The organism is Pseudoalteromonas haloplanktis ATCC 14393, from assembly GCF_000238355.1.
GTDB classification, from domain to species: Bacteria; Pseudomonadota; Gammaproteobacteria; order Enterobacterales; family Alteromonadaceae; genus Pseudoalteromonas; species Pseudoalteromonas haloplanktis.
In genome coordinates, this window is record NZ_AHCA01000003.1 from 154,154 (window position 1) to 178,794 (window position 24,641).

The 24,641-nt window shown below is 41.3% G+C and carries 32 protein-coding genes, 4 tRNA genes and 1 pseudogene; 8 read left to right on the forward strand and 29 right to left on the reverse strand.

All coding sequences use genetic code 11. From position 1 onward, the window contains the following. Window positions 1–92 precede the first annotated feature (92 nt). The 29 genes and pseudogenes from PHAL_RS0107615 to PHAL_RS0107755 all read right to left on the reverse strand — a co-directional run bounded on the left by PHAL_RS0107615 (window position 93) and on the right by PHAL_RS0107755 (window position 19,159). Window positions 93–875 carry a hypothetical protein gene (locus tag PHAL_RS0107615; RefSeq protein ID WP_016707824.1) on the reverse strand — a complete coding sequence of 261 codons (783 nt, stop codon included), beginning with the start codon at window positions 873–875 and terminating at the stop codon, window positions 93–95. A gap of 2 nt (window positions 876–877) precedes the next feature. After that, a complete protein-coding gene (locus PHAL_RS0107620) occupies window positions 878–2,107 on the reverse strand; it encodes a hypothetical protein (RefSeq protein WP_016707825.1) in 1,230 nt (409 codons plus the stop codon). 73 nt (window positions 2,108–2,180) lie between these two features. Beyond that, window positions 2,181–2,632 (reverse strand): annotated as a pseudogene (locus PHAL_RS24740) (phage virion morphogenesis protein). Then, window positions 2,632–2,826, reverse strand: a complete 195-nt coding sequence (locus PHAL_RS0107630; RefSeq protein WP_016707827.1) for a hypothetical protein — start codon at window positions 2,824–2,826, stop codon at window positions 2,632–2,634. The pseudogene PHAL_RS24740 and the gene PHAL_RS0107630 overlap by 1 nt, the downstream one beginning before the upstream one ends. Further along, on the reverse strand, window positions 2,823–4,304 hold the full coding sequence (locus tag PHAL_RS0107635; RefSeq protein WP_016707828.1) for a phage minor head protein: 1,482 nt from the start codon (window positions 4,302–4,304) through the stop codon (window positions 2,823–2,825). The genes PHAL_RS0107630 and PHAL_RS0107635 overlap by 4 nt, the downstream gene beginning before the upstream one ends. Continuing rightward, a complete protein-coding gene (locus PHAL_RS0107640) occupies window positions 4,305–5,870 on the reverse strand; it encodes a DUF935 domain-containing protein (RefSeq protein ID WP_016707829.1) in 1,566 nt (521 codons plus the stop codon). Beyond that, window positions 5,867–6,028, reverse strand: a complete 162-nt coding sequence (locus PHAL_RS24365; protein ID WP_016707830.1) for a hypothetical protein — start codon at window positions 6,026–6,028, stop codon at window positions 5,867–5,869. Before PHAL_RS24365 ends, PHAL_RS0107640 begins: the two co-directional genes overlap by 4 nt. Then, window positions 6,028–7,632, reverse strand: a complete 1,605-nt coding sequence (locus PHAL_RS0107650) for a terminase large subunit domain-containing protein (RefSeq protein ID WP_016707831.1) — start codon at window positions 7,630–7,632, stop codon at window positions 6,028–6,030. Before PHAL_RS0107650 ends, PHAL_RS24365 begins: the two co-directional genes overlap by 1 nt. Then, window positions 7,625–8,221 carry a DUF3486 family protein gene (locus PHAL_RS0107655; protein ID WP_016707832.1) on the reverse strand — a complete coding sequence of 199 codons (597 nt, stop codon included), beginning with the start codon at window positions 8,219–8,221 and terminating at the stop codon, window positions 7,625–7,627. The genes PHAL_RS0107650 and PHAL_RS0107655 overlap by 8 nt, the downstream gene beginning before the upstream one ends. Before the next feature lie 2 nt (window positions 8,222–8,223). Next, the gene (locus tag PHAL_RS0107660) at window positions 8,224–8,523 is read right to left on the reverse strand and encodes a VpaChn25_0724 family phage protein (RefSeq protein ID WP_016707833.1); all 300 of its coding nucleotides are present in this window, start codon (window positions 8,521–8,523) and stop codon (window positions 8,224–8,226) included. Window positions 8,524–8,555: 32 nt separating this feature from the next. Beyond that, a complete protein-coding gene (locus tag PHAL_RS0107665) occupies window positions 8,556–8,882 on the reverse strand; it encodes a DUF2730 family protein (protein WP_016707834.1) in 327 nt (108 codons plus the stop codon). 1 nt (window position 8,883) lies between these two features. Beyond that, on the reverse strand, window positions 8,884–9,105 hold the full coding sequence (locus PHAL_RS0107670) for a TraR/DksA family transcriptional regulator (RefSeq protein ID WP_016707835.1): 222 nt from the start codon (window positions 9,103–9,105) through the stop codon (window positions 8,884–8,886). Next, window positions 9,102–9,548 (reverse strand): 3TM-type holin, encoded by a 447-nt coding sequence (locus PHAL_RS0107675; RefSeq protein ID WP_016707836.1) that lies wholly within the window; start codon window positions 9,546–9,548, stop codon window positions 9,102–9,104. Before PHAL_RS0107675 ends, PHAL_RS0107670 begins: the two co-directional genes overlap by 4 nt. Next, a complete protein-coding gene (locus PHAL_RS0107680) occupies window positions 9,538–9,801 on the reverse strand; it encodes a hypothetical protein (protein ID WP_016707837.1) in 264 nt (87 codons plus the stop codon). Before PHAL_RS0107680 ends, PHAL_RS0107675 begins: the two co-directional genes overlap by 11 nt. Continuing rightward, entirely contained in the window at window positions 9,801–10,388 is a 588-nt protein-coding gene (locus PHAL_RS0107685) for a glycoside hydrolase family 108 protein (protein ID WP_016707838.1), read from the reverse strand. Before PHAL_RS0107685 ends, PHAL_RS0107680 begins: the two co-directional genes overlap by 1 nt. A 76-nt stretch (window positions 10,389–10,464) precedes the next feature. Then, a complete protein-coding gene (locus PHAL_RS0107690) occupies window positions 10,465–11,052 on the reverse strand; it encodes a hypothetical protein (protein WP_138973937.1) in 588 nt (195 codons plus the stop codon). Between the two features lie 55 nt (window positions 11,053–11,107). Continuing rightward, window positions 11,108–11,413, reverse strand: coding sequence for a hypothetical protein (locus PHAL_RS0107695; RefSeq protein ID WP_016707840.1), 306 nt, complete (start codon window positions 11,411–11,413; stop codon window positions 11,108–11,110). Beyond that, a complete protein-coding gene (locus PHAL_RS0107700; RefSeq protein WP_016707841.1) occupies window positions 11,406–12,776 on the reverse strand; it encodes a hypothetical protein in 1,371 nt (456 codons plus the stop codon). The genes PHAL_RS0107695 and PHAL_RS0107700 overlap by 8 nt, the downstream gene beginning before the upstream one ends. Before the next feature lie 81 nt (window positions 12,777–12,857). Further along, complete coding sequence (locus PHAL_RS0107705; RefSeq protein WP_016707842.1) at window positions 12,858–13,283, reverse strand: Mor transcription activator family protein; 426 nt, start codon at window positions 13,281–13,283, stop codon at window positions 12,858–12,860. Then, the gene (locus tag PHAL_RS0107710) at window positions 13,276–13,743 is read right to left on the reverse strand and encodes a gp16 family protein (protein ID WP_016707843.1); all 468 of its coding nucleotides are present in this window, start codon (window positions 13,741–13,743) and stop codon (window positions 13,276–13,278) included. Before PHAL_RS0107710 ends, PHAL_RS0107705 begins: the two co-directional genes overlap by 8 nt. After that, complete coding sequence (locus PHAL_RS0107715; RefSeq protein ID WP_016707844.1) at window positions 13,736–13,927, reverse strand: hypothetical protein; 192 nt, start codon at window positions 13,925–13,927, stop codon at window positions 13,736–13,738. The genes PHAL_RS0107710 and PHAL_RS0107715 overlap by 8 nt, the downstream gene beginning before the upstream one ends. A gap of 88 nt (window positions 13,928–14,015) precedes the next feature. Further along, entirely contained in the window at window positions 14,016–14,201 is a 186-nt protein-coding gene (locus tag PHAL_RS0107720; protein ID WP_016707845.1) for a hypothetical protein, read from the reverse strand. A gap of 12 nt (window positions 14,202–14,213) precedes the next feature. Next, window positions 14,214–14,816 carry a DUF3164 family protein gene (locus PHAL_RS0107725; protein ID WP_016707846.1) on the reverse strand — a complete coding sequence of 201 codons (603 nt, stop codon included), beginning with the start codon at window positions 14,814–14,816 and terminating at the stop codon, window positions 14,214–14,216. Between the two features lie 6 nt (window positions 14,817–14,822). Beyond that, complete coding sequence (locus PHAL_RS0107730) at window positions 14,823–15,029, reverse strand: hypothetical protein (RefSeq protein ID WP_016707847.1); 207 nt, start codon at window positions 15,027–15,029, stop codon at window positions 14,823–14,825. Window positions 15,030–15,031: 2 nt separating this feature from the next. Continuing rightward, window positions 15,032–15,361 carry a helix-turn-helix domain-containing protein gene (locus PHAL_RS0107735; protein ID WP_016707848.1) on the reverse strand — a complete coding sequence of 110 codons (330 nt, stop codon included), beginning with the start codon at window positions 15,359–15,361 and terminating at the stop codon, window positions 15,032–15,034. Continuing rightward, the gene (locus tag PHAL_RS0107740; protein WP_016707849.1) at window positions 15,348–15,950 is read right to left on the reverse strand and encodes a hypothetical protein; all 603 of its coding nucleotides are present in this window, start codon (window positions 15,948–15,950) and stop codon (window positions 15,348–15,350) included. The genes PHAL_RS0107735 and PHAL_RS0107740 overlap by 14 nt, the downstream gene beginning before the upstream one ends. A 10-nt stretch (window positions 15,951–15,960) precedes the next feature. Beyond that, window positions 15,961–16,668 carry an AAA family ATPase gene (locus tag PHAL_RS0107745; RefSeq protein ID WP_016707850.1) on the reverse strand — a complete coding sequence of 236 codons (708 nt, stop codon included), beginning with the start codon at window positions 16,666–16,668 and terminating at the stop codon, window positions 15,961–15,963. A gap of 11 nt (window positions 16,669–16,679) precedes the next feature. Next, on the reverse strand, window positions 16,680–18,890 hold the full coding sequence (locus tag PHAL_RS0107750) for a Mu transposase C-terminal domain-containing protein (protein WP_016707851.1): 2,211 nt from the start codon (window positions 18,888–18,890) through the stop codon (window positions 16,680–16,682). Further along, a complete protein-coding gene (locus PHAL_RS0107755) occupies window positions 18,890–19,159 on the reverse strand; it encodes a helix-turn-helix domain-containing protein (RefSeq protein WP_016707852.1) in 270 nt (89 codons plus the stop codon). The genes PHAL_RS0107750 and PHAL_RS0107755 overlap by 1 nt, the downstream gene beginning before the upstream one ends. A 288-nt stretch (window positions 19,160–19,447) precedes the next feature. Between PHAL_RS0107755 and PHAL_RS0107760 the strand changes: the two genes are divergently transcribed. From PHAL_RS0107760 to rsxB, 8 genes are all read left to right on the forward strand, one after another. Next, window positions 19,448–20,056, forward strand: coding sequence for a helix-turn-helix domain-containing protein (locus PHAL_RS0107760; RefSeq protein ID WP_016707853.1), 609 nt, complete (start codon window positions 19,448–19,450; stop codon window positions 20,054–20,056). A gap of 708 nt (window positions 20,057–20,764) precedes the next feature. Further along, window positions 20,765–20,841 (forward strand) — tRNA-Asn (locus PHAL_RS0107765). A 21-nt stretch (window positions 20,842–20,862) separates the two neighbouring features. Continuing rightward, window positions 20,863–20,939: transfer RNA gene (locus tag PHAL_RS0107770), tRNA-Asn, on the forward strand. A 21-nt stretch (window positions 20,940–20,960) separates the two neighbouring features. Next, window positions 20,961–21,037 (forward strand) — tRNA-Asn (locus PHAL_RS0107775). Window positions 21,038–21,064: 27 nt separating this feature from the next. Beyond that, window positions 21,065–21,141: transfer RNA gene (locus PHAL_RS0107780), tRNA-Asn, on the forward strand. A 151-nt stretch (window positions 21,142–21,292) separates the two neighbouring features. Then, on the forward strand, window positions 21,293–23,236 hold the full coding sequence (locus tag PHAL_RS0107785; protein ID WP_016707854.1) for an EAL domain-containing protein: 1,944 nt from the start codon (window positions 21,293–21,295) through the stop codon (window positions 23,234–23,236). 261 nt (window positions 23,237–23,497) lie between these two features. After that, window positions 23,498–24,079 carry an electron transport complex subunit RsxA gene (rsxA, locus tag PHAL_RS0107790; RefSeq protein ID WP_016707855.1) on the forward strand — a complete coding sequence of 194 codons (582 nt, stop codon included), beginning with the start codon at window positions 23,498–23,500 and terminating at the stop codon, window positions 24,077–24,079. Window position 24,080: 1 nt separating this feature from the next. Continuing rightward, window positions 24,081–24,635, forward strand: a complete 555-nt coding sequence (rsxB, locus tag PHAL_RS0107795; protein ID WP_016707856.1) for an electron transport complex subunit RsxB — start codon at window positions 24,081–24,083, stop codon at window positions 24,633–24,635. The last annotated feature ends 6 nt before the right edge of the window (window positions 24,636–24,641 follow it).

The following is a 24,641-nucleotide window of genomic DNA, read 5'->3' on the forward strand; positions in this document are numbered from 1 at the left end:
GGCACTGTTTAAAACGTGTTTAAAACTCACCTTAATAGTTTTTAATTACTTATGCGAGCAAACTATATCGTACCAATTTTATATTGCTTAAATTAGTTATCAGCTTCCTCTGAAATGTTTCTTAAAGATTCTATATATTTTTTGATTTCTCTTCTTGCATAACCTTTTTTAGCTACTTTCATTAGTGCATAAAAATCATCAGCTAACCAATTAGCTCTTTCTTTAGTACAGAAAAAGCTCTTAAGTTCAAATAAGTAATAAAATTGATCTAGTAAGGCTTCTATTAAGAAGTCTTTAAATTGGCCGTTGTTTAACTCAGCAAATATAGTAATCAACTTAACCTTATTTATATACGCTGTTTCAATTTGATAAACCTTAGCTTTTAAATTCATGCTTGCAATATCATCATCCTTTAAATAAATCAAAAATAACTCTTTATCCATATCCTCAACTTTGGTAGCGTCATAAGCATAAGCCTTTAAACACTGTTCAATGGTTTGGTTTTCATTTTCTATTAACTTTAATACTTGATTACTTCTCTCTTCTTCCAAAATTTGCTTGGAATTTTGCTGCTGCTCTTCTTGCGCAGTCCTAGATTTACTATGCTCTAACCGAGTCAATTTTAACTCATGTCTTGTCAAAGTTAATTCTTTTAGCTGTACTCGAATTGAAACAAGTAAAAGTATAATTGTGGCGAACGAAAAAACGGGGTTTAATATGCCTCCAAAGAAATCTCCCGTAGCTCCCCAATCGCCAAGTGTTTTAGCTGGGCCAATACCAAAATAAGTTAAAAAAGAACCTATAGCTACAATAGGAATAAGTAAAAACAACACCACTGTGATTACTTTAGTTGTTGTGGAACATTTATCGAACATAACTAAGATCCTTTTTCGGCTTTATCTTGCTGTTCAGACTTACGACTCAAATCTACTTTTTTAATAAGCTCCATCATTAACTCTTGCGTATTCAATGGGAAACTATCTTGCGGGTTTAAGTTTGTTTGTCTTGAAGCAAAGATTCGTTCGGCAATTGAAATTTTAATACGGTTTTGGTCTGCTTCTGGGAGTGACGCGATGTAAGGTGTTATTGCTTTTAAATCTAACGCAGTATGGTGGTAGTTATATTGTTGCTCACGGTGCTTTGTTGATTCTCTGGAAAGGTATGCGGCTGGTATTGATAGAATAAACACTAGCACAGTTCTGAAAATTGAGTTTTCCCAATCAAAGCCAGAATGAGTTGAATCATAAAATGAAGAGCAAACGATTAGTACGATTATAGCCATACAACCCAGCGAACCATATCGTAACCAGTCCGCTGATTTTTTCTCGGATACCGCACTGGTATCATAATCGTTAGCCATAACCCTATTTGCAGTATGACCTAGAACTTCATCCATTTGATCACTTTTTTCTTTTAATTCGATTTTAGTCGCATCGTAAGCTTCTATAATTTCATTTAATTTATTATCTAACTCTTTAAAATCGCTTTCGGCAGCGACTCTCGTTTTACTCATATAATTTTCAAATTCATTGAACATTTGTTTCGTAGCAGACTTATGCTCTGAATATTTAGAATCCAACTCCTTTACTATCATTTTCAAGCATGATTTAACTAACTTATCTTCAATACTACTTAAATCATCCGGTAGTTTTTTCTCTAAAACAGGTAACGTCTGCAATCTTATAATATTGAACTCTCTAACTATATTTGAAATTCCTTCTCGAATAATATCTAATAACAGTCTTTGGTTGGATGTAATTAATAAAATTTTAAATGCTAAATCATAATATTCATCAAAGTTTACTTCAAGGTTATGTACAACTTCTGATATTGACATTAATATAGATTCAAAGTTTGTAGGTACTCCAGTAACACGTAAACTAGAAATAGCGTAACTATCTAAGGCGCTTTCACTCAGATTTTCATTTAGAGAGCTTGCTTTCGATTCTAGATTATTTAAATCAGTTAAAACACGTTTCTCAACAGACGAAAAACTTGCTTGTTCGTGACGTGAAACGTTCTGAGCAAATTCATTATTAGCACTCCTATGCTTTTCAAAATTATTAGAAATAGAACTAATTGTACGAACGAACTCTCTTAAAACCATATTTAATTTATTCCTTTCTTATTTTAATGATTTAAGAGTACATGTTTATATAGGTTTAACACAACTAACCAATTCAAGTTAAAAAATCACTCAATATTTCAATCACTTCTTTCTCATCATCCTGCGACAACCCTAAAAACGGCCTTGCTGGTATGGCGGCTAAACGCGGGATCATATCGCTGTTGCCGCCAAATTGATGAATAGCACCGTATTCCATGTTTGTACCAAACTCTAACGATTCGTCCCCTACGTTATAAGCGAATGTGTCGCGTAGTATGTCGTTTAGCCTGAGTATTTTATCTTTGTTCTTTTTTTGCTTTTGGCGTAGTCGGGGCTAAGTGCTTGCCACGGCTCACCGTCTGGGCTGCGCTGCTCGTCAAAGTGATCGCGATGGGTGAGCATTAAATGTTCGCCTACATTGCCAAGTGCTGGGGCTAAGTTATCTAGGTTCTTTACCAGCTGGGTGAGCACATCACTTACGGCCGTTGCGCCTTCGGTGCTTATGTCAATACGCGCACCAGCCATTACACTAGCCCTTCGTCAAATGCTTGCATGTGGGTTTGTTGGTCAAGTCCTGCAATAAGCGCCGGTAATAGATCAGCAATTTGGTTAGCCTCTTGCCCTTTAGCTTGTTGCTCAAGCTTTGCAAATTCGCGGCATGTTTGTAGTGTGTACGGGGTTTGCTGTAGCAGCTGCTGTGCTTGGGTTAATAATTTCATCGTCTTTTATCCTGTGATTTAGCGGCATCTTTTACTAGTCGGTCTATCCAGCTTACAAGCTCTGGTTGCCATTTTTTAAGATCTTTACGAGCAAGCGCCCAGGCGGTGAATGCCTCTGCAAATTGCTCGTATTTATTCACCGCACCGTAATAGGTAACGGGTAAGGCATTTTTTAATAGCTCTGGCGCACCTGCGTAATAGTGTACTTGGTGGCCGAGTTCGTGCAGCCAGGTTGAGACTAAACTATGTGCTTGGTGTTTATCTAGTGAATCTGCACCACTTGAAATAGTATGATCACGATTGATTGTCTCACCGTGCCAATTATACGAGTACTTACCTTTGTTATTTGCTGAACGTTGTACGGTAAGTGCAGCACTGTCTTTTAGCGCTTGCATATCAACTTTAGCTAAATTTTGGGCGTTTTTCACTTTTACGACTACGTGCTCATACCCTACAGAAGTAAAACCCCCGCAGTTTTTAGCGCCGCGAATGCTGTATTGCATGCGCGCGTAAAATTCATCTACGCCTAAGTACTTGCCCACTTCTGAGCGAATTGCTGCATTTGCTTTAGAACCTGCGCTCATTTGGGTTTGATTGACAAATACGGTTTTGGTTTTTTTGGCTGTTAAAAAGTCGTTTAAGCCGTTAAGTACTTCACTGTCTAATTGTGCCAGTAATGGATCAAGCTTTAGTGCTGTGACGTTTTTAGCACTGCTATAAGCCGATGGTACAATACGGGTTGCTTGGTAATCTTCTATGCGTTTTGCGAGCGGTGGCTTATCGGCCACTTGTTTTTTAACCTGGCTTGTTAGCTGGGTGGTATTCTTGGGGGTGTAGTCAAAGCCCGGATCAATACCCAGTGGTAGCTCAAACTCTTCACCCGTTTTTTTGTTGGTCCACGTATAACTGCCGTTATCGGGCGCGGTGCCTACGGTTAAGCCTCGGCGTTTAAGCTCTCGCTCGCTTAAGCTAAACTTTTTACATTTACAGCCCCAGCCATTTTGCGGGCTGTGGGTGTCCCACCATGGATCATCAACCGGTAGCACCAAGTTGTTCCATTTTAAGTGCAGTACACGCGGGGTTTCGCTATCGCCGTGCTTGTATAACGCATAAGGGCGGCTTGCTTTGAGCGCTTGTATTTGCCCCTCACGGCCTGCGTTGTAGGCTTGGCGTATATTGGTTTCGTAAATTAACTGGCTACGCCAAGCTGGCTGGCCGTTATGCTCCCATCCGTAACGGGCTTTGATATTATCAAACTCTTTTTGAAACCAGCCCAGGCTTTTACCTTCGCTGATCGCTTTATCGACTGAGGTGTAAAAGTCGTTAAGCATATCGGCTTTGGTCACGCCTGCAACCATAAACGCGCGGTTGTGAGCGCCTTGCCATACATCATCCCAGCTGTTGCTAGGTGTGTTTAGCTTTTGCCGAAAAAAGCTTATGCCATCGTCAAACGGTAATGAACCATATCTAACAGCCATTTAACGGCCCTCATACACTTCTAGTGCGCCTAGTAACTCACTGGCTGCCATTGCCTTTGCCATTAGCTCAGTAAGGCCCTCTGTGCTTATTTGTGGCTCTAATTCAAGTATGCCGTCGCGTATTTCTTCTAAGCTGCTGGCGTTTTTAACCAGCTCGGTTACTGCATCGCTCATGCTGTTTAAGTGCGTTTGTGCTTGTGCGGCTAGCTGCTCGGCTACTAAGTCGGCGTTGTCTTTTTGCGGTACTGATTTGAGTGCGGCAAAGCCTTTTAAAGCGGTTTGTGCCTCTGTTGGTGCTGTTATTGGAGTTAAGCTTAAAATAGCCTCGCCCTTTTCTGGGAGTGGGATTTGGGTCTTTTCGCTCACCCATTTTGCAGGAATTGGGTAATTAACTTCGGTGAGTATTTTGAGGGCTGGGGCTAACTGGGCAATGTCTTCGGCTTCGCTGGTATCAAATTTAAAGCGCGGGATACGGCGCGTGCCTGAGTAACTTTTAGAGTTAAGCGCGTGCATAGGGTAAATAATATCGCGCGTTATGGTATTAGCTACTTGCTTTAAATCGCTTTCGGTTATGTCGTTTAATACATCCATGTGAACATTACCAAGGGCGTTAGTGCTGGTTTTGCCATCCGCTTGACTAGTAAGCGTTGCGCCTAATACCGCTTTGCTTTGGGTGGTTTCACACCACTTGATCATGGCTTCAAATGGGTCGGATTGACCGTTAGCGGCATTTTGAAATTCAATCTCCATGCCCTTCGGAATAATGCCGCCTGCGTTATGGCCGATGCTAAGCACAGCACGTAACAAAGTGGCTTTTTCATCATCACTTGCGCCATTTGGGTATTTGCCCAAGCGCAGCGGTAAGCCGTAAATCTCTAAGAACTCAGCCAAGTCGCGGATTGAATAGTTTTTAAATAAGTACGGCCATGCCACCGTTGACGTTAACCCAGTGCGGTGAATATAACCCGATTTACTGCGGTGAATATGCGCGCACCAGCCAAACGGGTTTAACTCTTGCCCTGTGTAGCTGTTATCACGCAGCATTAACTGGTTACGGTTATCTGGGTGGGTTTGGAATAGGTTTTGGTCGCGAAATTCGTAACCAGTAATAATATGCTCGCCACCATCAAAAGCCCAACTTAGCTCGTTACACGAAAACGATTTTAGTATTGCGTCGCTACAATCAAAAAGTAGATCCTCTAACCAAGTGGCATCTTCTAATATTTCTTGGATTGCTGCGGCGTCTTTTTCTTCTTGCTCTGTTGCGTTACGTGGCGGCTCTACTGACCAATCGTATTTAAGCCAGCCTCGGCGGCGTTTGGTAAGCTCACTAAACAAGTGGCCGTCTTTGTCTTCCATGTCTTTGGCTAAATCAGCCATGGCCGCTAAGTTGCCTGCGTCGGCATCTTTTAGTAATTGCGCTAACTTTGCAGGGGTAAGCGCTTCGCTTGGGTGCTCAGCGAATTGGCGCATAAGCATGCCCACTCGGCTATCTTGCTCGGTTTGGGTTTGCTTAAAGTCGGTTGATTTAATTGGGTTGCCGTGAATATCTACTATTTGGTTCATGGGTTTACTCTAACTTTAATGATGGGCTTAATGCTTAGTACGTATATATCAAGCGTTAATGTGTGTTGGTGGGCCTTGGCTAAACTGGCGGCGGTTATGTCTAATTGCTGTACTTGGGCTGTAAATATTTCTTGATAAAACACCCTAAAGCGAGGCATTACCATGCTGCTTTACGATCACTTGCAAAGTCATCGCTGTGATCTGAGCGTAGGCTATTAGCGTTTTGTTGGGCTTTACTGGGTAGTGGGGTAAATTCAATCGCGCTGCCGTCCATTTCAGCGGCACGTATTAGCATAGCGATTGATACCGCGCTATCGCCGTGGCGCTTATTGCCATCACTACCAGTATTTTTACCTTTATCTACCTGAGCAATACCGTTTTTAAGTTTGATTTGGCCTAAGTCGTCTAGTACGTCCTGATCTTTTGGTAGCGTTATATTGTCTGTTTCAAAATAATCTTTTAGTTTTGGCATCCATTCGCGATACCAGGCTTGTGATAAATGCACGCTATCTACTAGTTCGGTGCCGTATTTAAGGCTTGCGGCTTCTGCTAAGTAGCCACCGTTACCTGTAGCATCAAATGCAAGGCCACGTAATTTTGGTAAACGGTCACAAATATAAAGCATAATCTGCTTTTGCTGCTCGTAGGTTACGTTGCGCAGCTCGACCATAAACGGCACGGTTAGGCTGGTGTCTTGGTTTATTTCACCAATACTGAATACGGTTAAATCGCCTTTACGAGCAAAATCCTCACCAAAGGCATGAGTAAGATCAGAATTTAACCCACTGAGTAAATCGTCTATATTTTGCTTACACCAAGTGGCTACGTCTTTTACGCGTTGCTCTTCGGTCCAGCTTTCAAAGTCGGTGGGCGCTTCATAACGTAGTACTTTGCAGTCACCACTTAAAGCACGTTCACGCAGGCGGCGGCTTAAGTATTGGCCTGCGCCTTGGCTTGGTACGCAGTAAAGCTCTTCGTTAGCGGCATCTTGTGTGGGGTAAAAATCAACTTGATTGGCAAGCCATGCGTCTTCTTTTTCTTGCGTCCACGTTTGCCCACTCACTAAACAAATGCGTTTGTAAAGCCCGTGCTTAAGCGCTTTATCAATAGGAATATGATGCACGGAATACTTTTTAACACCGCGCCGAGCTTGGGTTATTAGAGTATTAAATAGGTTATCTACCCCGTTATGGGTCGAAATTATACGTACTCGCCCGCCCCACATGGTAAGCGCCATCGCAGCTTTAAGTACTTCGTCTAGCTTGTCATGGAATGCGGCTTCATCTATTACTACGTTACCTTGGCGGCCGCGTAAATTACGCGGGTTTGAGCTTAGCGCTACTATTTTTTTACCCGTACTTGGGAATTTAATTTCAAAGGTGTTGATTGATCGCTTTGTGCCGTCTGGGTCTTTTTCTTCAAATATGCCCTCTTCCACTTCGCTCATAACCATGTTGAGCTTTTGCGCCCAAAATGCACAAGCGTCTATAAACTCCTTAGCCATTTCTTTATCTGAGCCAAGGTAATAGGTGTTTTGCGCGTTTGCGGGTGCAGCTGCGCTTAGTACGTCGTCTAGCGCTTCGGCAAAGGTTAACCCAGTACGGCGAGACTTTTCGGCAATTTTTACTATTGCATCGTCTTCCATCCATGCTTTTTGATAGCCAAAAAGTATGTCTGTGCCCATGGCAACCGCTAAAGAACCTGCGACTCTGCTAAGCGGTAGTTCGTTAGTTTGGGTAATACTTTGCGCGGTGCTAGTCATGCTTTAGCCCTAATATGTCGCGTTTGAAAAATGCCAGCATGTCGTCTGCGGTTTGCGGTAAGTTTTCGTTTTTAACCTTTTGGTCTAGGTCTTTAGCGAGCTTTTCGGCATAGGCTTTTTCTATTTCTTGCTGGCGTTTATGGGCGGCCATGGCGGTTTGCTCTAGGCGCTGAGCTGCGAGCATGGCGTCTTTTATGGTGTCGATGTCTACCGCTGCATCTTCGTCGGGGTTCATCATTTGCTGCTGCATAGCGCGGAACAACTGAGAACGGCCCATTTCTAGAATAAGCTTGGTGGTATCGCCTGTGGGCTTATCGCCAAGCTCGGCGGTAAGTGCTTTGGTTGACTCGCGTAAATCGCGTAGCTTTTGGCCTATGGCTTCGGTTTTTTGGGCATGGCGGCTTAAGCCACTGCGGCTAATAGTTGCACCCTCGTCTAAGCCTGACTCAATGATCAAGGTATTTACGGCATCAAGTATTTCGCCCTGGCTAAAGCGCTTATCGCGTAGCATTGAGTCGAGCTGCTTTTTAATGTCCTCGGGCAGTAAATCAACTTTGCTGGGTTGGCCTCTGCGGATTGACTCGCTCATAGTTAACCTCGTGGCCCTGGGCGTTTAATACCTGGAACAACACTTATGCCCTCAGCTACGTCTATGCCTGATTGCGTAATACGGGCAACCCAAGTGTTTTCTGTGAGTTTATCGAGTGTTATATAGCCGTTTTGCTCTAACCAATTGAGTAAGGTTTTAAGCTGATCACGACTGCAACCCAGTGCATAGCGCTGTAGTACATCGGCTAACATGCTGGTGTTAGCGCCAAAATCGGCGGATTCTTTTAGCGTTATTAATATGCTAATTCGTTGGTGTTCGGCTTGAACTTGTAATATTGCCATGGTGGTTTTTCCTGTAGTAAATTATTATTGGCTTAGCTATCGTTGCTACGTGTGCCTCTAAGTTCGTTTTCCATTAGTAGATCAGTGAGGCGTTTGAGGTCAGTTAGCTGAGGGTTTAGGCCGTCAATTTTGCCGCTGACTTCGATCAAACGTTTATCTAGTTCGTGTAAGTCTTCTGAGTTGGGCAAGTCTTCGATGGTTTTCTCTACAGCGCTTAAACGGCTTTCTAACGCTTTTGAAATATCTTCATGTGCTTTTTTAGTTACAAAGGTGCTGCGCAGCCAAGCCAATGCAGCGGCCCCAACTATGGCAATACCTACCGTTAAAATGGCTTTGTACCACTCTAAAATAAAGTCCATGCTAAGCCCTGTAATGCTGTTGTTGTATTTCGATGAGTGATTGGCACTCAACACAGGTGCTACAGTTTTTAACTGCTTTACGCCGTGCGGCTGGAATCTCAATACCACACTCTTGGCAATGCTCAAATGCTGCACCTGGTTTGTTTGTTTTTTCACGGTGTAGTGATAGCGCGGCATCTAACAGGTGTTGTTCTATTTTTTGCGCATCGTCAAATTTGCTCAATTTGGTTTCCTTACTTTTTCAATGACGTTTTTAATGCTTTGCTTAACGCCTGGTGCGGCTTTCTCAACTGTGCGGCCAATGACATAACCTCCTATGCCTAGTTGCAATAAATCCCATGCTTGCTCTGATAGTCGAAAAGCTAATAAACCGAATGAGTCAAAGCACACCAACACTAAAAACGTCAACATGGTGATAGGCCGCCAGTTACGTTGTAGCCGGCTTTCACCTTCAGCCTCTGAGGTAATGATTCGCGATTGCGCCTCTAGCACTTTGCCTTGTAGCTCTACAATTTTGCCCTCAAGCTCTAGTACTTGGCTTTGAGCTGTGTTCTCAATGCGCTTGAGTTCGTTGGTAATGGTTTGGCGCTCTTCGTCGCTGGTAAACAGATCATCAATTAAATTGGTGACAGGCTCGACCACGTTAAACCAATTTTTAATTGCCATTGGATTCTCCAAAACGTTGCTTAAGCGCTGCGCGGGCATTGTTGTAACTTTGCTGACCGTCTACGCGTAGCTGTATATCGATGGCTCTAACTGATTGCCAGCCTTTGTTAAAATGACTTTGCATAGTGCCGCATTGGCTGTGCAATGGGATTTTTCGCGGGTCGAATGGCATGTTGTGCATACGGGCATCAACTTCTAGCTTCATACGTTTCTCGCGGCCTTTTTGATATGACCAATGCCAATTCTTACCCATTAGGCCACCTCATTTTGCTGAGTTACTGCAAACTCGGTTGCATGAGCTAAGCGGTTATACCAGCCCTCTAGGTTTGGCTTTTGCCTTGGATCATTCGCGCAAATACGGGCGTACTTACGGCCACGGTTTACGCTGAGCAATACGGTTAGGCTAAGTGCTGGGCGCTCTACGATAGCGGCTAGAGTTTTTGGCCCCATGCGGCCATCGGGTTTTGAGTTAACCAGGCGCTGAGTTAATTGGGTCATTGTGGGTGTGCCGTGCTGCACTGCACCATCCAAAAGCATAAAATCAACACCTTCGGGAACTTGCTCGCAGTACATCGCACGCCAATAGTCACGGTGATAAAGCCGTACAGCATGAGCTAGGGTTAGATTTTTAATATCAAGGTTTGGGTATGCGCGCTGGCTAATGCCGTACTTTGTAAGGCCGCCCCGGTCTGAGGCTATGTTATTTAACCCGCCGTCACTGTGTAAACCGCCCTCTAAATACAAAATAGGTAATATGCACAGGGCAAATTTAAGGGAGTATGGGGCAAGCGCCGCTTGTATTTCGGGCGATTGTTTAAAGTAGTTGAGAGTTGGGAGCATACCGAAAAACCTTGTTGTTTTTCGGTATTGTGGTTAGTTAGCCTTGATTAATGGCCGTGCGGGGTTTCGGGAAAATCTAATTAAATTGCTCTTTTTTCAACTTTAGGAAAAAAGCAGTTATAAAATTACTGAGTAATAACTTCAACTCATCTTCATTCCTCACCTCAGGTATTAGAGCATCTAAATCATCAATTATAGTTTCAACCTCGTCTTTAAACTCTTCGGATATTACTGTCGCAACTATACATCTGTCCCTCAATGTGTTTGCCATACCAAGATAATAATTTCTGAAAAATTGTTCAGGATCAGAATTATTTTCTCTATACTTTGATGGCCCCGAGTTAACTAACTCTAAAGAGTGGTTAATTACATTTGGAAAAATAACCTCCCTCAACCAAAATAAATCATTAACAGAATCACGCTTGTTTTTTCTTGTTACTCTACGTGTATACCAAAAAGTGAAAAAAAAGCTCAAAATTGTAAAGAAAAAAGATGTATGCGGAATCCAATCCCACCAATTACTATCTTTTTTCTCTCCGGCAATATTTACTATATTTGTATATGACTGCTCAGAGTTTAGCTTTTTTTCTAACTTATTTGGTTGAGGATTATATGTAGCAAGCTCGCTACCAGATAAACAATGTTCTGGTTTGCTAAATTCCATAGAGTAACAATTAAAAGCTATTAAAATAAAAGTAAACAAAAAGCAGTTTTTCATTTTATATCAACCCTTTGCTAGTTGATAAGCCTCTCTTTATGGCACGAATACACTCATTTTTGCTGCTATCGTTTAATGAATCAAGGTCAATATGCTCCAAAGCTTGCGTAGAATTAGGGAATGATTTTATCTCTTCACCTAAAAGACCCAAAAAGTATGAACTGGTAACTAGTTGATCGCTTCTAAGTCTGAATATGTACTTGTCAGCTTTTTTCACATTAAATTTTTCTCTTGCTCTAGTACCATTTTTTCTACCAGTGAGCAGATTAGAACTAAATTGAGTCAAATCTAAAATTAAATCATTCATTATTGCAATCCTTAATTGGTACTGTGCTTCCAGATAAAGGGATTTGGATACTAATTATAGTACCCGGAAACCTCATTTTATTCATTGTTATGACATAATCTGAATCAGGAAGCCCTCTAAGACCTTCATTATTAAAAGGAAAAATAACTCTTTCACCATCACCATTTTTATCAAGTAAAGTTTCTGACTTGTATGTTCCGTCAAATTTTATAACAGTGCTCCCCGAAACCAAAAGCATATTTGAAAGAGAGTTTTTATCTGTTGGGCATCTTAACGCTAGGTAATCTCGATGAATTTCTTCAAAGGTTTCAATCAACTTAATAGTACCGTGCCCTCTTGTGTCTTTATCACTGAAGTTTTTTGAACTAATAGAGCCTTGAAGAGAAGCTACAGTTGTAAGTGCCTCTTTAGAAATTCCTTTTCCATGATGAAGATCACAATACTCTCTCACAATTTCCTTAGAGTAATTTCCATCAGGTAGATCATTAAATGTATCAAAAATACTTTTACCTATATTGACAACTGTAAATTCTAACATTTTATTCTTATGGTTATTATTAACATAGCCCCTAATATACCAATTTGGAGCTGTTAACCCACTGTGTTCTTCAATATTATCAATTATTTCCCCCAAACAACCCTTCATCATATCCGACGCATCATCATTTAGACAAAGCCTATGATCTGCCAATGCTTCAGAAATATGCTCGATAAACCTGTTAGCGACCTTATTTTTATGGTCCGTAGCATCAGCTGTTGCTGATTCAACTAACTTACAACTGTCTTTAAAAACATGAATTTTACTTGTATCACTAGATACACCACCAACAACTTTAGCATCTAACTCTGACGCAATCCCCACTTCTGAAACAATGTCATTAATTAAAACTCTTTTATTTGGCAGCACACCTTTACATTTAAAATCAATTAGTTGACCGCCACAGTCTTTAATTAAGGAAATTTCCTTCGCAAATAAACCAAGTAAAAACTCACTTGTTAGGCACGTTTTTCTAACACTTTTATGATTGACCTCGAACTTAGTGCCAGAACTCGCCAAAAGAGCTAAAGATGTAAATTTATCCAACGTTTCAAAAACCTTCTCTGTATTATCATATAACGAAAAGTTTTTTGGCAATTTAATTATATTAGCATTTGAGAAAGGCAAAATTTTTGATCTGTGAACATTCCCATCGTAAAACTTCCTTAAGAGTTCTGAGTCACTGATGTCAACTTGTCTTAAACGTTTAGCCCTTTTTATATTCCCCACTTTTCTTAGTCTTTTTTTTCTCGACTTACTTTTTTTAATGTGCTTTTTTAATCTTTTGTACCTGTGAACTTCATTGATCGCAGAAAACTTTTTCATCAGGAGTTCCTTGTCTATTTTCAACTCTATTTGGAGGCATCTAGCCAAAAAACAATAGTCAACTTACTATATTAATTGCGGTCAAAACATACTTCTCTGCCTCCTTTGGATTTCAACCCTACGCTGTTGCTGAATAATTTCAGCAACACGCCTTTGCGTTAGCCCAAACTTAATAGCTAAGTTTTCCATGTTATAGCCGCTAAACTCTTGCCATATTTGAATATCACGCAGCGCTGCTTTTAAGCGTTGGTCAGTAGGAATATAAACATCGCGGCCACCAAAGTAATGGCCTATTGCCAAGGTAATTGCCTCACCTACGATGCGCGGATCATTAATTTTAGCTTTAGTTAATTCAGCCTCTATGAGTAAGGCTAATGATTGTAAGTTGCTAGGCCAGCGCTTGCGAACGGCTGCGGCATCATCTGGTGATAGCTTAGTAAGACAGTGTTGCAGCTCTTCAACACTACTACCAAATAGCTCTGTTTGCTGCTCTGTATGATTAGCCATTATTATCACCTTGTTGCTCTTTTAGTAATTCGCGCTTGTGCCATTTTTTAAGCGACTCTAGAACCTGTATAGCTTGCTGCTGAGTTAAAAAATGGGTGTGGTAGCTGACGTTTGCCCCTACTTTTGCGCGATTTAGCATGCGGTTTACGTAGGCATCTAAGGCGGTTTCTGAGCCATCACGTACAAAACCCTGTTTGTGCATGTTGATCCAAATAGCGCGAAGTTTATTTATTTCGCCATGTTGCTTTGATGATGACTTTGGGCTTAAACGTCGTTTAGCCTTGGCTTTAAACCCTGCTTTTTTAAAGTGCTCTAACACTTGGTTTAACTCTGGCGAGCTCATTTGGCTGCACGAACGCTTGCCCGCTGAGCCAAAAAGTGCAGCGCGGTAGGTGTCGTCGTCTAGCCCTAGTTGGCTTTTAGCAATGTGAATTAGCTGTATTAGCTTTGCTTTAGTCATTATTTTTAAACTCTTCTAGCTGCTCGCGTAGGCTTAAATAGCTTTGACAAATGTCTGCGCCTTCTTGCTGTGTAAACACGCTGCTATCTATTGCAAAGGTATGCGATAACTCTAAAAACTTAACCAATGCGGCCAGCTCTTTGAGTTGTAGGCTTGGCGTTACTTGTGTATTTGGGGTAGTCATAAAACCTCCTATGTTTGCTGTTTATCAAAGCTCTTGCTAATTGAAAAGCTTTGATAAAAAGCCGCATCCCTGCGCACTTTTTGGTTACTTAACTGGGTTGTGTTATGCCTTTATGCTTTGGTGGGTTGATGCCGACCAGCTGGCTTTGCACTACAAATGTGATGTTTTGAAATACAAAGTTGATATTTACTGGCTCTTTGCTTTTAGCTACGAGGGTTACAATGCTTTGTAAGTCGCTGTGTTCGTTTACTTGAATTGTTGATTTAACTTCCATGGTTAGTGCTCCTTATAGCTTGGCTATATCAAGTGAGATTGCGCGCTCTTGCTCGCCTACGGTTTCGTAAAAACGAATAAAGCGGGTTGAGTCTATGACTTGAATTGCATCGGCTATGATGTCCATAGCACGCTGCCATTTACCGCTGTCGTCAGTGATTTTAAGGCGACGCAAGCCAAGTACTTTTTGCACGCTGACTTTGCCTTTTTTGTCGGTGGCAAAGGTTTGCTCAATAATCAGTTTTAGGTTTTCGTTCGCGTTTTCGCTCCATTCGTTTAGGCATTCGTCGATTAACTCTTTTGCTATTAGCAGCTCTGGGCCAAGCTCGATGCTCTCTTGTACTTGCAGGGTGATTTTTTGCTTGTGATCAAAACTGCGTAGCGTGACGTTGCCCTTTTTACCGCCCATTTCTACTGCATACTCTTGGGCTAGTAAGCCCATAAATGCGTCAAACTCGCTCATTTGCTGCTTTTTAAACTCAGCAAGGGCTTGGCTTTGCCCTTTAGCTTTGGCAATGGCTGACTGCACAAACTCATGGCGAATAATATCGGCTGGGCGAATGCCTTTAAGTGGCACTTGATGGCCTTTATGATTAACTAAAAAATCTTGTGGCATGGTGGTTTATCCTTCTATAAACATGATAATTTGGCCGTGTAATTTTGCTGGGCGAACTTGGCGTGTTTGCCCGTTTTTGGTTTCGGTTATTACTGGTAAATGTGCTGGGGCTTTGCCTGCCACTTCAATGATGTGGCGGCTAAAGCCTTTATGTGAACTGATAACTCGCAGCCCTCTTTTTTGCAGTTCTATTAATATGTTGCGTAGTTCCATGGTTATTTACTCTCACAAATTTTTGAGTGGGGGCAGCCATTACGACACGCCCTATAAAGTGCAACGCGTACATGATTAGTTGCTGCAAATTTTTTAGCCTGATGCTCTAGGCATACGTTAATTGGGATCACATCAAGGATTGGGCAATCAACAGTGCTTGCCATAAAAACACCTTCGACACGTTGCTGAATGACTTTGGTGTTTGCCTTGTATTTACCGTTTATTACTTGGCTTACAGTTGCTTTACTCACCCCTAGTTTTTGGGCTACGAGACGCATCCCTTGCGCTTTTGTTTCATCAGCAAGTACTTGCAACCAGTTAGTTGTAGTCATGCGCCTCTCCTAAGGTAACGGGAGCTATTTGCACTGTTTGGCGCTTTACTTCTTTGAACTTAACAAGCTTGTTTGTATTGGCATCAAACACTCCTTTAGTTTTGGGAATTGGCCGTTTAGGCCCGGTATTTTTAAGCATGCGGTAAATAGTTGTCTCCCCTGCTCGCTCTATTAAGGAACCTGAGCGCGGGGCATTTTTTACAACAAATATGTACCCTACTTTTTTAAGTATTGAGATATATGAACGAGCTGATGACAGCGAAACATTGGCGGTACTTGCCACTTGTCCTGCATCAAACTCATTTAGGATGCGCATTGATTGCCACATGCGTTGTCTCCCTGAGTTTTTATTGGTTACACCACTGTTTACTGGCTGTTCAAACGGGTTGTAACTGGAATTTAAAATGCTGTAGCTAACGTCCTCGTGATCAACATGTTCAGCAATTGCATTTGCTGCGACCAAGCGCTTTGCAAAGGCTTTTAGACTGTCTAATGTGGTGTGCTGTACTGCATCGCGCACTTGCTGCAATGAGAATCGCTTTAGGATTCTCATTGCTTGCCATGCGTCTTGTAATTTTTGGCGGCTCACTGGTTTTCCCCTACGCTTTTTTAAGGAAAAATTCTTTTGAGCCCCACTGTTGCAGGTCGATACTTGTTAAGCCGTTAGCAAGTGCGAATGCCTCTATTTTTGATAGGCCAGTGATGATGCGGCGTACTTCGCCGTCAGTATCACTAAGTAGCTGTTTGAGTAAATCATCTTGAATAGTTAAAACAGGCTCGATTACTGCATTAACGATGATTTGTAAGTCTTCAAACTGGGTTGGCTTGAACTCTAACCATTCTGAAATACGGTTATAGAATTGACGATGACGCTGTAATTTACGGCGTACTGATTCCATGCCAATTAATACTACTGGGCAATACGTTAGGTCGTGTATATCTCGCACGATTTCTAGGGTGTTTTTGTCGTTTAATAGGTAGTCGGCTTCATCAATAAATAAAGTGCGATTAGAGATAGCCATGTGTTCAATGATGTAATTAAGCATGGCTTCACGGGTATAAATATCAGGACCGCTTAACTCTTTAACTATTTGGCGCAGTAACTGGGTTAAACTCATGCCTGATGTAGCACGGATATAGATACCGTCGCAGCGGTTTACCAACCATGCCGTTGCGGTAGTTTTACCTAGACCTGGATCACCGTAAATTAAGCCGATGCCTGGCACGCCATGCGCGCGCTGGGTTAGTGCTTCAACCATCATTTGAGTGGCTACTACGTTACTTACGATCGCTATTTTAGTTTTCATGGTTTATTCCTTTACTGTTTATGCAATTGAGTTAGTGCAGCTGGTGCTGCGTTCATTTCTGTTAATAGGTCATCTAGTCGTGCTGATAAGCCACGGTTTTGCTGCTCCCACGTATTCAGCCAAAGCGCATCTACATCACTTAATTGGTTATTTAAGCGCTGCTTTTTGTGGTACATGGCCTTGTCTTGTGGGTTATTAAATAACGGGACTGGGTTGATATTTACCGCCGCAGTTTCATCACTTAACTGCTTACGACGTTTTTCAAATTCGCTTAGCTGCTCGTCGCTGTAGGTTGTGACAGGCTTGCTATCAAGTGCTTTAATTGCTGATTGAGTAATTACATTGGTATGTTCAACACTTTGTTTTGGTAACGTTGCAAGGGCTTTGTTTTGCGCGCTGTAATGGCTGATTACTTCGTTTGCTATATCTGATACATTCACTGATTTAGCTGTCTTTTTAAGCTCTTTCATCTTGCGTGATGTTTCTGCTGCTTGGCTACGTTTTGCATGGTGCGCAACGTCTTGACGGGTCATACCTGCTGATTGAATTTCGTGATCTACCGCGACACAAATAAACTCGTTATTCATGCGATTAAATACGTAAATACGGCCCACGTTTTTAGGGTCCCATTTACATAGCACTTCATCACCTACGATTGCGCCAAGTTCTGGCGCAATATAGAACCCGCCGCTTAGCTTGATGCCTTCTTTACCAACAATACGTAAGCCTCTGTTTGATGGCACTGGTTGCAGCATTACATCGAGTAAGCGCTCGTCTTTGATCACTTTGATTTGGTCGCGACTTGCTGCGAATAAGTCAAAAGGTGTTTTGTTGCCTATGTTGCTGTGTGGCTTGTGGTGGTAACGGTTGTCTATCCAGTTATCTACAAACGCTTGCAGCTGCTGGGCTGTCATGTTGATTTCGATTGCTGATTTATCGCCGCCTTGCTTTGCTAATAAGCGTTGTGCAAATGTTTTGCGCGCTTCGATTGCTTGACGTTCTGAAACGTTATGCCCTATATAGCCTGTTAGTAGCTCAGTTAAATCATGCGAAAACGTTTTGAAAAAGCGCTCGATATATGGCTTTTCTTCACCGCTAAATGGCCGTGTTGTTTCGTGCTTTATGTCGAGTGCATCAAACACACTAGTAATTTGAATTGATGTGTAGTCTTTGCCGTTATCAGTACGAGCAATTTCAGGGATACCCCAATCAAGTATGGCTTTACGGATAACTAAACAAATACCGGTGCTGTCGCTAGTTGGGTGGATCACAACTTTAGAACGGCGTGTAAATACGTCGATAATGCCGATTAGCGAGTGACGGCCATCAACGAGCATTACGTCAGACGGGGTTGAATCGAACTCCCATAACTGATTAATACGTTTAATATTTTCGTCCATTTTACCCATCGCGCTCATATACTTATTTTTCCAAGCATCTGGGTTTGCCATTTTTGTGTAGAGCGCGCTGTTGTCGCGCTTCCAACGTGTTAGCCATTCACGGATTGTGGTCTCTGCTGGGATAGCTTTACCCTGGCTGTAAAAGCGAGCTATTAGCCCCTCTTTTACTTGCGTGGCTTTTACGTGTGGGTATTGGTAAATCATAGCGATGCAAAAATCGCTAAGCTCTGGATCAGAGTCGATAATTGATTTACCTGAGCGTTTTGCTTTAACTGCCAGCCCTGCTACGCCTTTTTGATCTACCGTTTTTTGCCAGCGCAATAAGGTAATACGCGAAACGGATGGGATTAAGCTTTTGTGCTCTGCTGGTATATCTAACAAGCCTTGGTTATAGCGCTCACTAAATAGATCAAACCCTAAAACTTTAGGTAGACTGTTCGCACTTACAAACTCTTTTGCTGCGTTTAATAAATAGATTTTCGCACTTGCTTTGGGTGGAATATTCTCAAGCCCTGCGAGTTGCTTTAAGTTTTGATGCTTAAGTTCTGTTGTTAGTTGTTGGTTTAAACGATCACTTTGTTCGTTCACAGCAAGGTATCCTTTACCACTTTGAGCTGCTGGCGATTGATTAGCTTGAATCATTGCTTGTTGCACTTGCACACAAATATGTGCAGGAAGTTCAACAAGTGCATACTTGCGAACTTTTCCACCTCGGCCTTTTACTTCTGTATAGGGCCATGCCTCAGCCTTAGCTTTTAATTGAATACTGCGCTTACTTACTAACAAGAATGCAGCTATTTGGTGAGCTGTTAATAGTTCCATTATTCAACCCTCATTAATTTACGGCGGCCTGCTTTACGATTTGGTTTACCATCAACTCCATAGCGTTCAGGCCATATTTCAAAGGCACTGACGCCAATTACTTCGGCAATTATTTTTTCAACTACGGGGTAAGGCCGATGTAAAGCGGTTTGCACAGCGTTTGATGTATAGCCACGACTAAATGAAAGTTGACGACAAGACCAACCCTCAACTTCTAAGGCTGCCTTTATTTCTGTTACCGTCCAACCTGGACGATTTGCATGTTCCATTTTATGCACCCCTTCGTGTGTTTTTTGTATTCATGCACACAAATATATACACACAAAGTTGTGCATACAAGAGTTATTTGCACACATTTAAGTGCATTGCAATTAAGGTATTGATTTATATGTGAAATTAATTTTTTAGTTTTTTGCTTGGCTGGATCGCGCTTCGCGCTTTGAAGTGCGAAGAGATCGCACTTTGAAGAAAAGCTGATTTTCAATTTTTATTTTGTATGCACTCGCTTGTGTGATTAAATACTGTAATGTCCACGATCATAACTATTGATAAAGTTAATGCCTGCATTCAATGAGTACTTAAAAACGTTAAGAGAACGTAAGTTCTTAGATATCGGAACAGTAGCCGAACGAACTGGCGTGCATAGAAACACTCAATCAAAATATGAGGATAGTCGCGATCCCCCTTTCGATTATTTAGTGGAGTTTTCAGCTTTAGTTGATGAGCCATTTATCAATGTTTTATTAAAACGCCTGGATGATTCTAAAGCTTCACCAAATGCAATTGATCGTGCGTTAGACTCTTTAAAACCAACGCCTGTGGCCCATAATCAGAGCCAGCTGAGTGACGAAAATCATACTGATAAGTTACAAGTTCAACTAAGTGAAGAGTCACACACGCTTATTCCAGCAGGTGCATTAGTTTCTATAGATACTAGCAATAAAACTATTGATGCTGATTCGATTTATGGGTTTTTAAACCCAATGAATGGTGGTTATTTTGCAGCCAAGTTAAAGCTTACAAATTCTAAGCTTCATTTGTTGTTTGATCACCCTACTCGTAAAGACTTGAGCTTTGCAATTGAAGGTGGTGAAACCGAATCTCATTACATTCTAAAAACACTCGGTTTATTAGGAAAAGTTGTGAAAGCTGAGCTTAGCTTTTAATTTATCAATGAACGCCGTTTTTATCACGGTTTCGTACTTTTATTTATCATTAATTCGCGGTTTGTCTTTTCGCGCTTTATTTTTATAAAACAGCGCTTAAACCCTTATTTATCCCGCGTTTTCCCATCTATTCTTATCTATTCCCTAGTTATCATTTAGATCTGTTAGTTACAACAGCTCAGAAAACATACTTAACTGCTGTAGCAATGTGCTATCGGGATTAATTAAATATCAATATACGCTCTAAACATACAACTAACTCAATGATAACAAACAACAAAGAAAATGTTTTTTGCGATTTATTTCATCACTATGCTAATAATATAAAGAGTGAGATCTCCAGATAATTTTTTTTCAATAAAGGACTGGGTTAATGAATTGCTAAATTGAATCTGGCTAAGTTGGCGACTGTACTCAGTTGCGCTAAAAAAGTGCATTTCATAAATTTATTCATACTAAAGTAGATAAATGATCACTTTATATAATTTTCATCGTGGTCAAATTGATTGTTTATTAGTCTTGGGAATTAGCAATTCTATAAAATTGGTCGATCTAATACTGTAAAATAAGGACAAAAAAAGCCACAAAACAGCCAGATCGAACATAAAAACATCGAACAGACTGCTTTTTTTTGTTTATAAGGTTTTATGTGTTGACACTTTGCAGCGCGGTCATTAATATTTCGCCCCGTTGAAAGGCACATACGCTTCCCCCTTAGCTCAGTTGGTTAGAGCGACGGACTGTTAATCCGCAGGTCCCCCGTTCGAGTCGGGGAGGGGGAGCCAATCTTTTCAGCCATAAACGATTCCCCCTTAGCTCAGTTGGTTAGAGCGACGGACTGTTAATCCGCAGGTCCCCCGTTCGAGTCGGGGAGGGGGAGCCAAGTTTATGTATATGATATTGTTCCCCCTTAGCTCAGTTGGTTAGAGCGACGGACTGTTAATCCGCAGGTCCCCCGTTCGAGTCGGGGAGGGGGAGCCAAATCATAGAAAATTAAGTTATTGTAGTTCCCCCTTAGCTCAGTTGGTTAGAGCGACGGACTGTTAATCCGCAGGTCCCCCGTTCGAGTCGGGGAGGGGGAGCCAACTTAAAGAATCCATTAGACTTTCCTAAACAATTCCACTACTCTACTAATGTCAAAACATTTATTCTGAATATACAATTAACCTGTATAAAAATATTTTGATTAATCAAGGATTTGATTCCTTTCCCTTTGATCTACTAAAAGAATAAGACATGGCTGGTTTTAAAAAACTCATATTTATTCAGTTAATATCTTGGCTGTTGTTTGCGAGTATTGGTGGTTACTTTGTGGCTGCGGCGTTTGACAATGCAGCAAGTAATGCTCAACACAAAGCACAGTTAGTCGTTAATAACTATATTAATAAACATTCTATTGCGGATATTTCCCCTGAGAAACTTCAGCAAGTTCTTGCTGATGGCAATACTTTTTCCTCATTTATTTTGCGTGATCAGCAAGGTAAAGAAGTCGTAAATATTCAATCCCCTACTCCTTTACCTGCTATTGCACAATTAGTAGAAAGCAGTTTTAACTCAATTCGACCGCAATTCGCTGTAAACCAAGCATCAGATATTAAAGTTGAATTCATGATAAATGCCAACAACCTCGGACTGTTACTACAGCAAGGGTTATTTATTGTGATTTTAGTGTCAGGCTTAATGGCAATTATTCCCATTGTTTTCATGAAAACCATGTTCCGCAAATTAAATCGCAATATCAGTATGACTGTAGCTGATGTTATTGATGTGTATATCAATCAAAATCAACTCAATAGCGGCCTTGATACTGCAATTAATAACAGCAAAATAAAACAATTGGGGGTTGATTTAATACCCAGCTTTAATCGACTTTCGCACTTTTTACAAAGTAAACATGATGATATTCAAAATGCGGCTCACACTATCAAACAAGAAGCCTATAAAGATGTGGTGACTGAGCTTGGCAATCGTAATATGTTTGTCGAATATTATGAAAAACACATAGAAAGCAGTGAAAAAAGTACCTTTGGATCACTTGCGATGGTTCGTTGTAGTGAATTACAAGCAATAAACCAAACCCGCGGCTATCAAAAAGGTGATGAATATGTCAAAGCAGTTGCTGACATCATTAAGCATATTAGTGGCACCTATACTGGCAGTAAGGTTTTTCGTTTAAATAGTTCAGACTTTGCTATTGTGCTGCCCAACACGCCACTCAAAGAAGCTGAGCGCTTTGGTGATAACCTGCAATCCCGCTTTACGCAGTATCAACAAAATCAAGAGTTAAGCTCAGTAGCAAATACAGGTATTGTAGGCTACGAAAAAGGTAAGCCATTAGGTGAACTACTTTCAATCGTAGACAATGCCATGAGTATGGCACAATCCAAACAAGCTAATGCATGGCATGTACAACGTGAAACAGATTTAGTAAATAATGTCAGCGCTGGGTTTGGTAATCAAAATTGGCGTAAAGTGATCAATGAAGTTATTGAGTCTGAACGTGTGCATTTAGTGATGCAAAACATTATGCCTATTGGTAAAAGCATTAAAGCTTACGCAGAAATTCAGGTACGTTTTAAAACGGCTGAGAATCAAGTGTTGCCTACAGCATCATTTTTGGCAATGGCTGAAAAACTTGATATGGCAATGGAAATTGATCGATTGATTATTGACTCGTCTCTTGAAAAAATTAAAAGCCGTAACTTTTCTGAAAAATTCTTTGGCTTAAATGTGACCGCTTCAAGCGCGCATAACGATCAGTTTGTGATTTGGTTAGAACGCCGCTTATTAAAAGATACCAATATAGCCTCAAAACTGGTCTTTGAAGTCAGTGAATTTGGCTTACAACAGAACATCAAAGCCAGTAAACGCTTTATTGATATGATTCATCGTGTTGGTGCGCGTATTACTGTTGAACGCTTTGGTGTGGGCTTAACCTCATTTAAGTTCTTCCGTGATTTAAAACCTGATTTTATCAAGATGGACGCAAGTTATACTCGCGGCCTTGAAGAAGATAAAAACAATCAATACTTTATGCGTTTAATGGTGGATCTGGCGCACCGCATTGGTGTCAGTGTGTTTGCTGAAGGCGTTGAAAGCCAAGAAGAAAAACATATAATAGAAACCCTTTGTTTAGATGGTGTTCAGGGTTATTACATCGAAAAACCCAAAGATATTTAATCCATGTAAAGGTGCGTTTGCGCACCTTTATACTCCAAGCCTTAGTGTAACTCTGCACGGTAAAACTATTCCTTTTGTCTCTACCCATTGTCCTATTGCAGGTATTTTAGTTAATAAACCGTAAATGTTTATTTAGCAATCAGGAAATTTTTAATGCAATTAACTATCATTACTAAATGAGCGGTTTATTTGCCCGCTACGTGTTGTTAAACCGACAATAAAAAAGGATAATGACGACGTTTATTATAGCTTGAGGCGAACATGACAGAATATGTCTTGCTGTTGATCGGCACGGTACTGGTTAATAACTTTGTGTTAGTACAATTTTTAGGTCTATGCCCATTTATGGGAGTGTCTGGTAAACTAGACACCGCAATTGGTATGTCCTTAGCAACCACATTCGTGTTAACGCTTGCCTCTGTAACAAGCTATCTCGTTCATCAATATATTTTGATCCCACTTGATATTACCTACTTGCGCACCCTTAGCTTTATTTTAGTCATTGCGGTGGTCGTGCAATTTACCGAAATGGTGGTTAGAAAAACCAGTCCGACACTTTATCGCCTGTTGGGTATATTTTTACCTTTGATCACCACAAACTGTGCGGTATTAGGTGTTGCACTGTTAAATATCAAAGAAGATCATACATTTTTACAATCAGCGGTCTTTGGCTTTGGCGCTGCCGTTGGTTTTTCTATGGTACTTGTTTTATTTGCAGCACTTCGTGAGCGCTTAAACGCAGCAGATGTACCTACCCCATTTAAAGGTGCATCCATTGCGATGATCACCGCAGGCTTAATGTCGATGGCCTTTATGGGTTTTACAGGATTAGTGAAGTTTTAACATGACCTTGTTTTATGCCTTGATTGCGCTGGGTTCGCTGGCACTTATTTTTGGTTTGATCTTAGGATTTGCCGCGGTACGTTTTCGTGTGCAAAGTAATCCTATTGTCGAACAAATCGATACTATTTTACCGCAAACCCAATGTGGTCAATGTGGTTACCCTGGTTGTCGTCCTTATGCTGAGGCGATTGCCAACGGCGACGAAATAAATAAATGCCCGCCTGGGGGCGATGCGACTGTAAAAAAATTAGCCGATTTAATGGGCGTAGAAGCAAAGCCACTAGCCGGTGGTGAACAAGCAGAGCCAGTTAAAACGGTCGCTTATATTCGAGAAGACGAATGCATTGGTTGTACTAAATGCATTCAAGCCTGCCCTGTAGATGCCATTGTGGGTGCCACACGCCAAATGCATACGGTATTGATTGATGAATGTACAGGCTGTGATCTATGTGTTGAACCTTGTCCTGTTGATTGTATTGACATGTTGCCAGTGAAAACCACAAAACAAACGTGGAAATGGCAACTTGATGCAATCCCAGTTACACAAATTGATTAAGGGGCA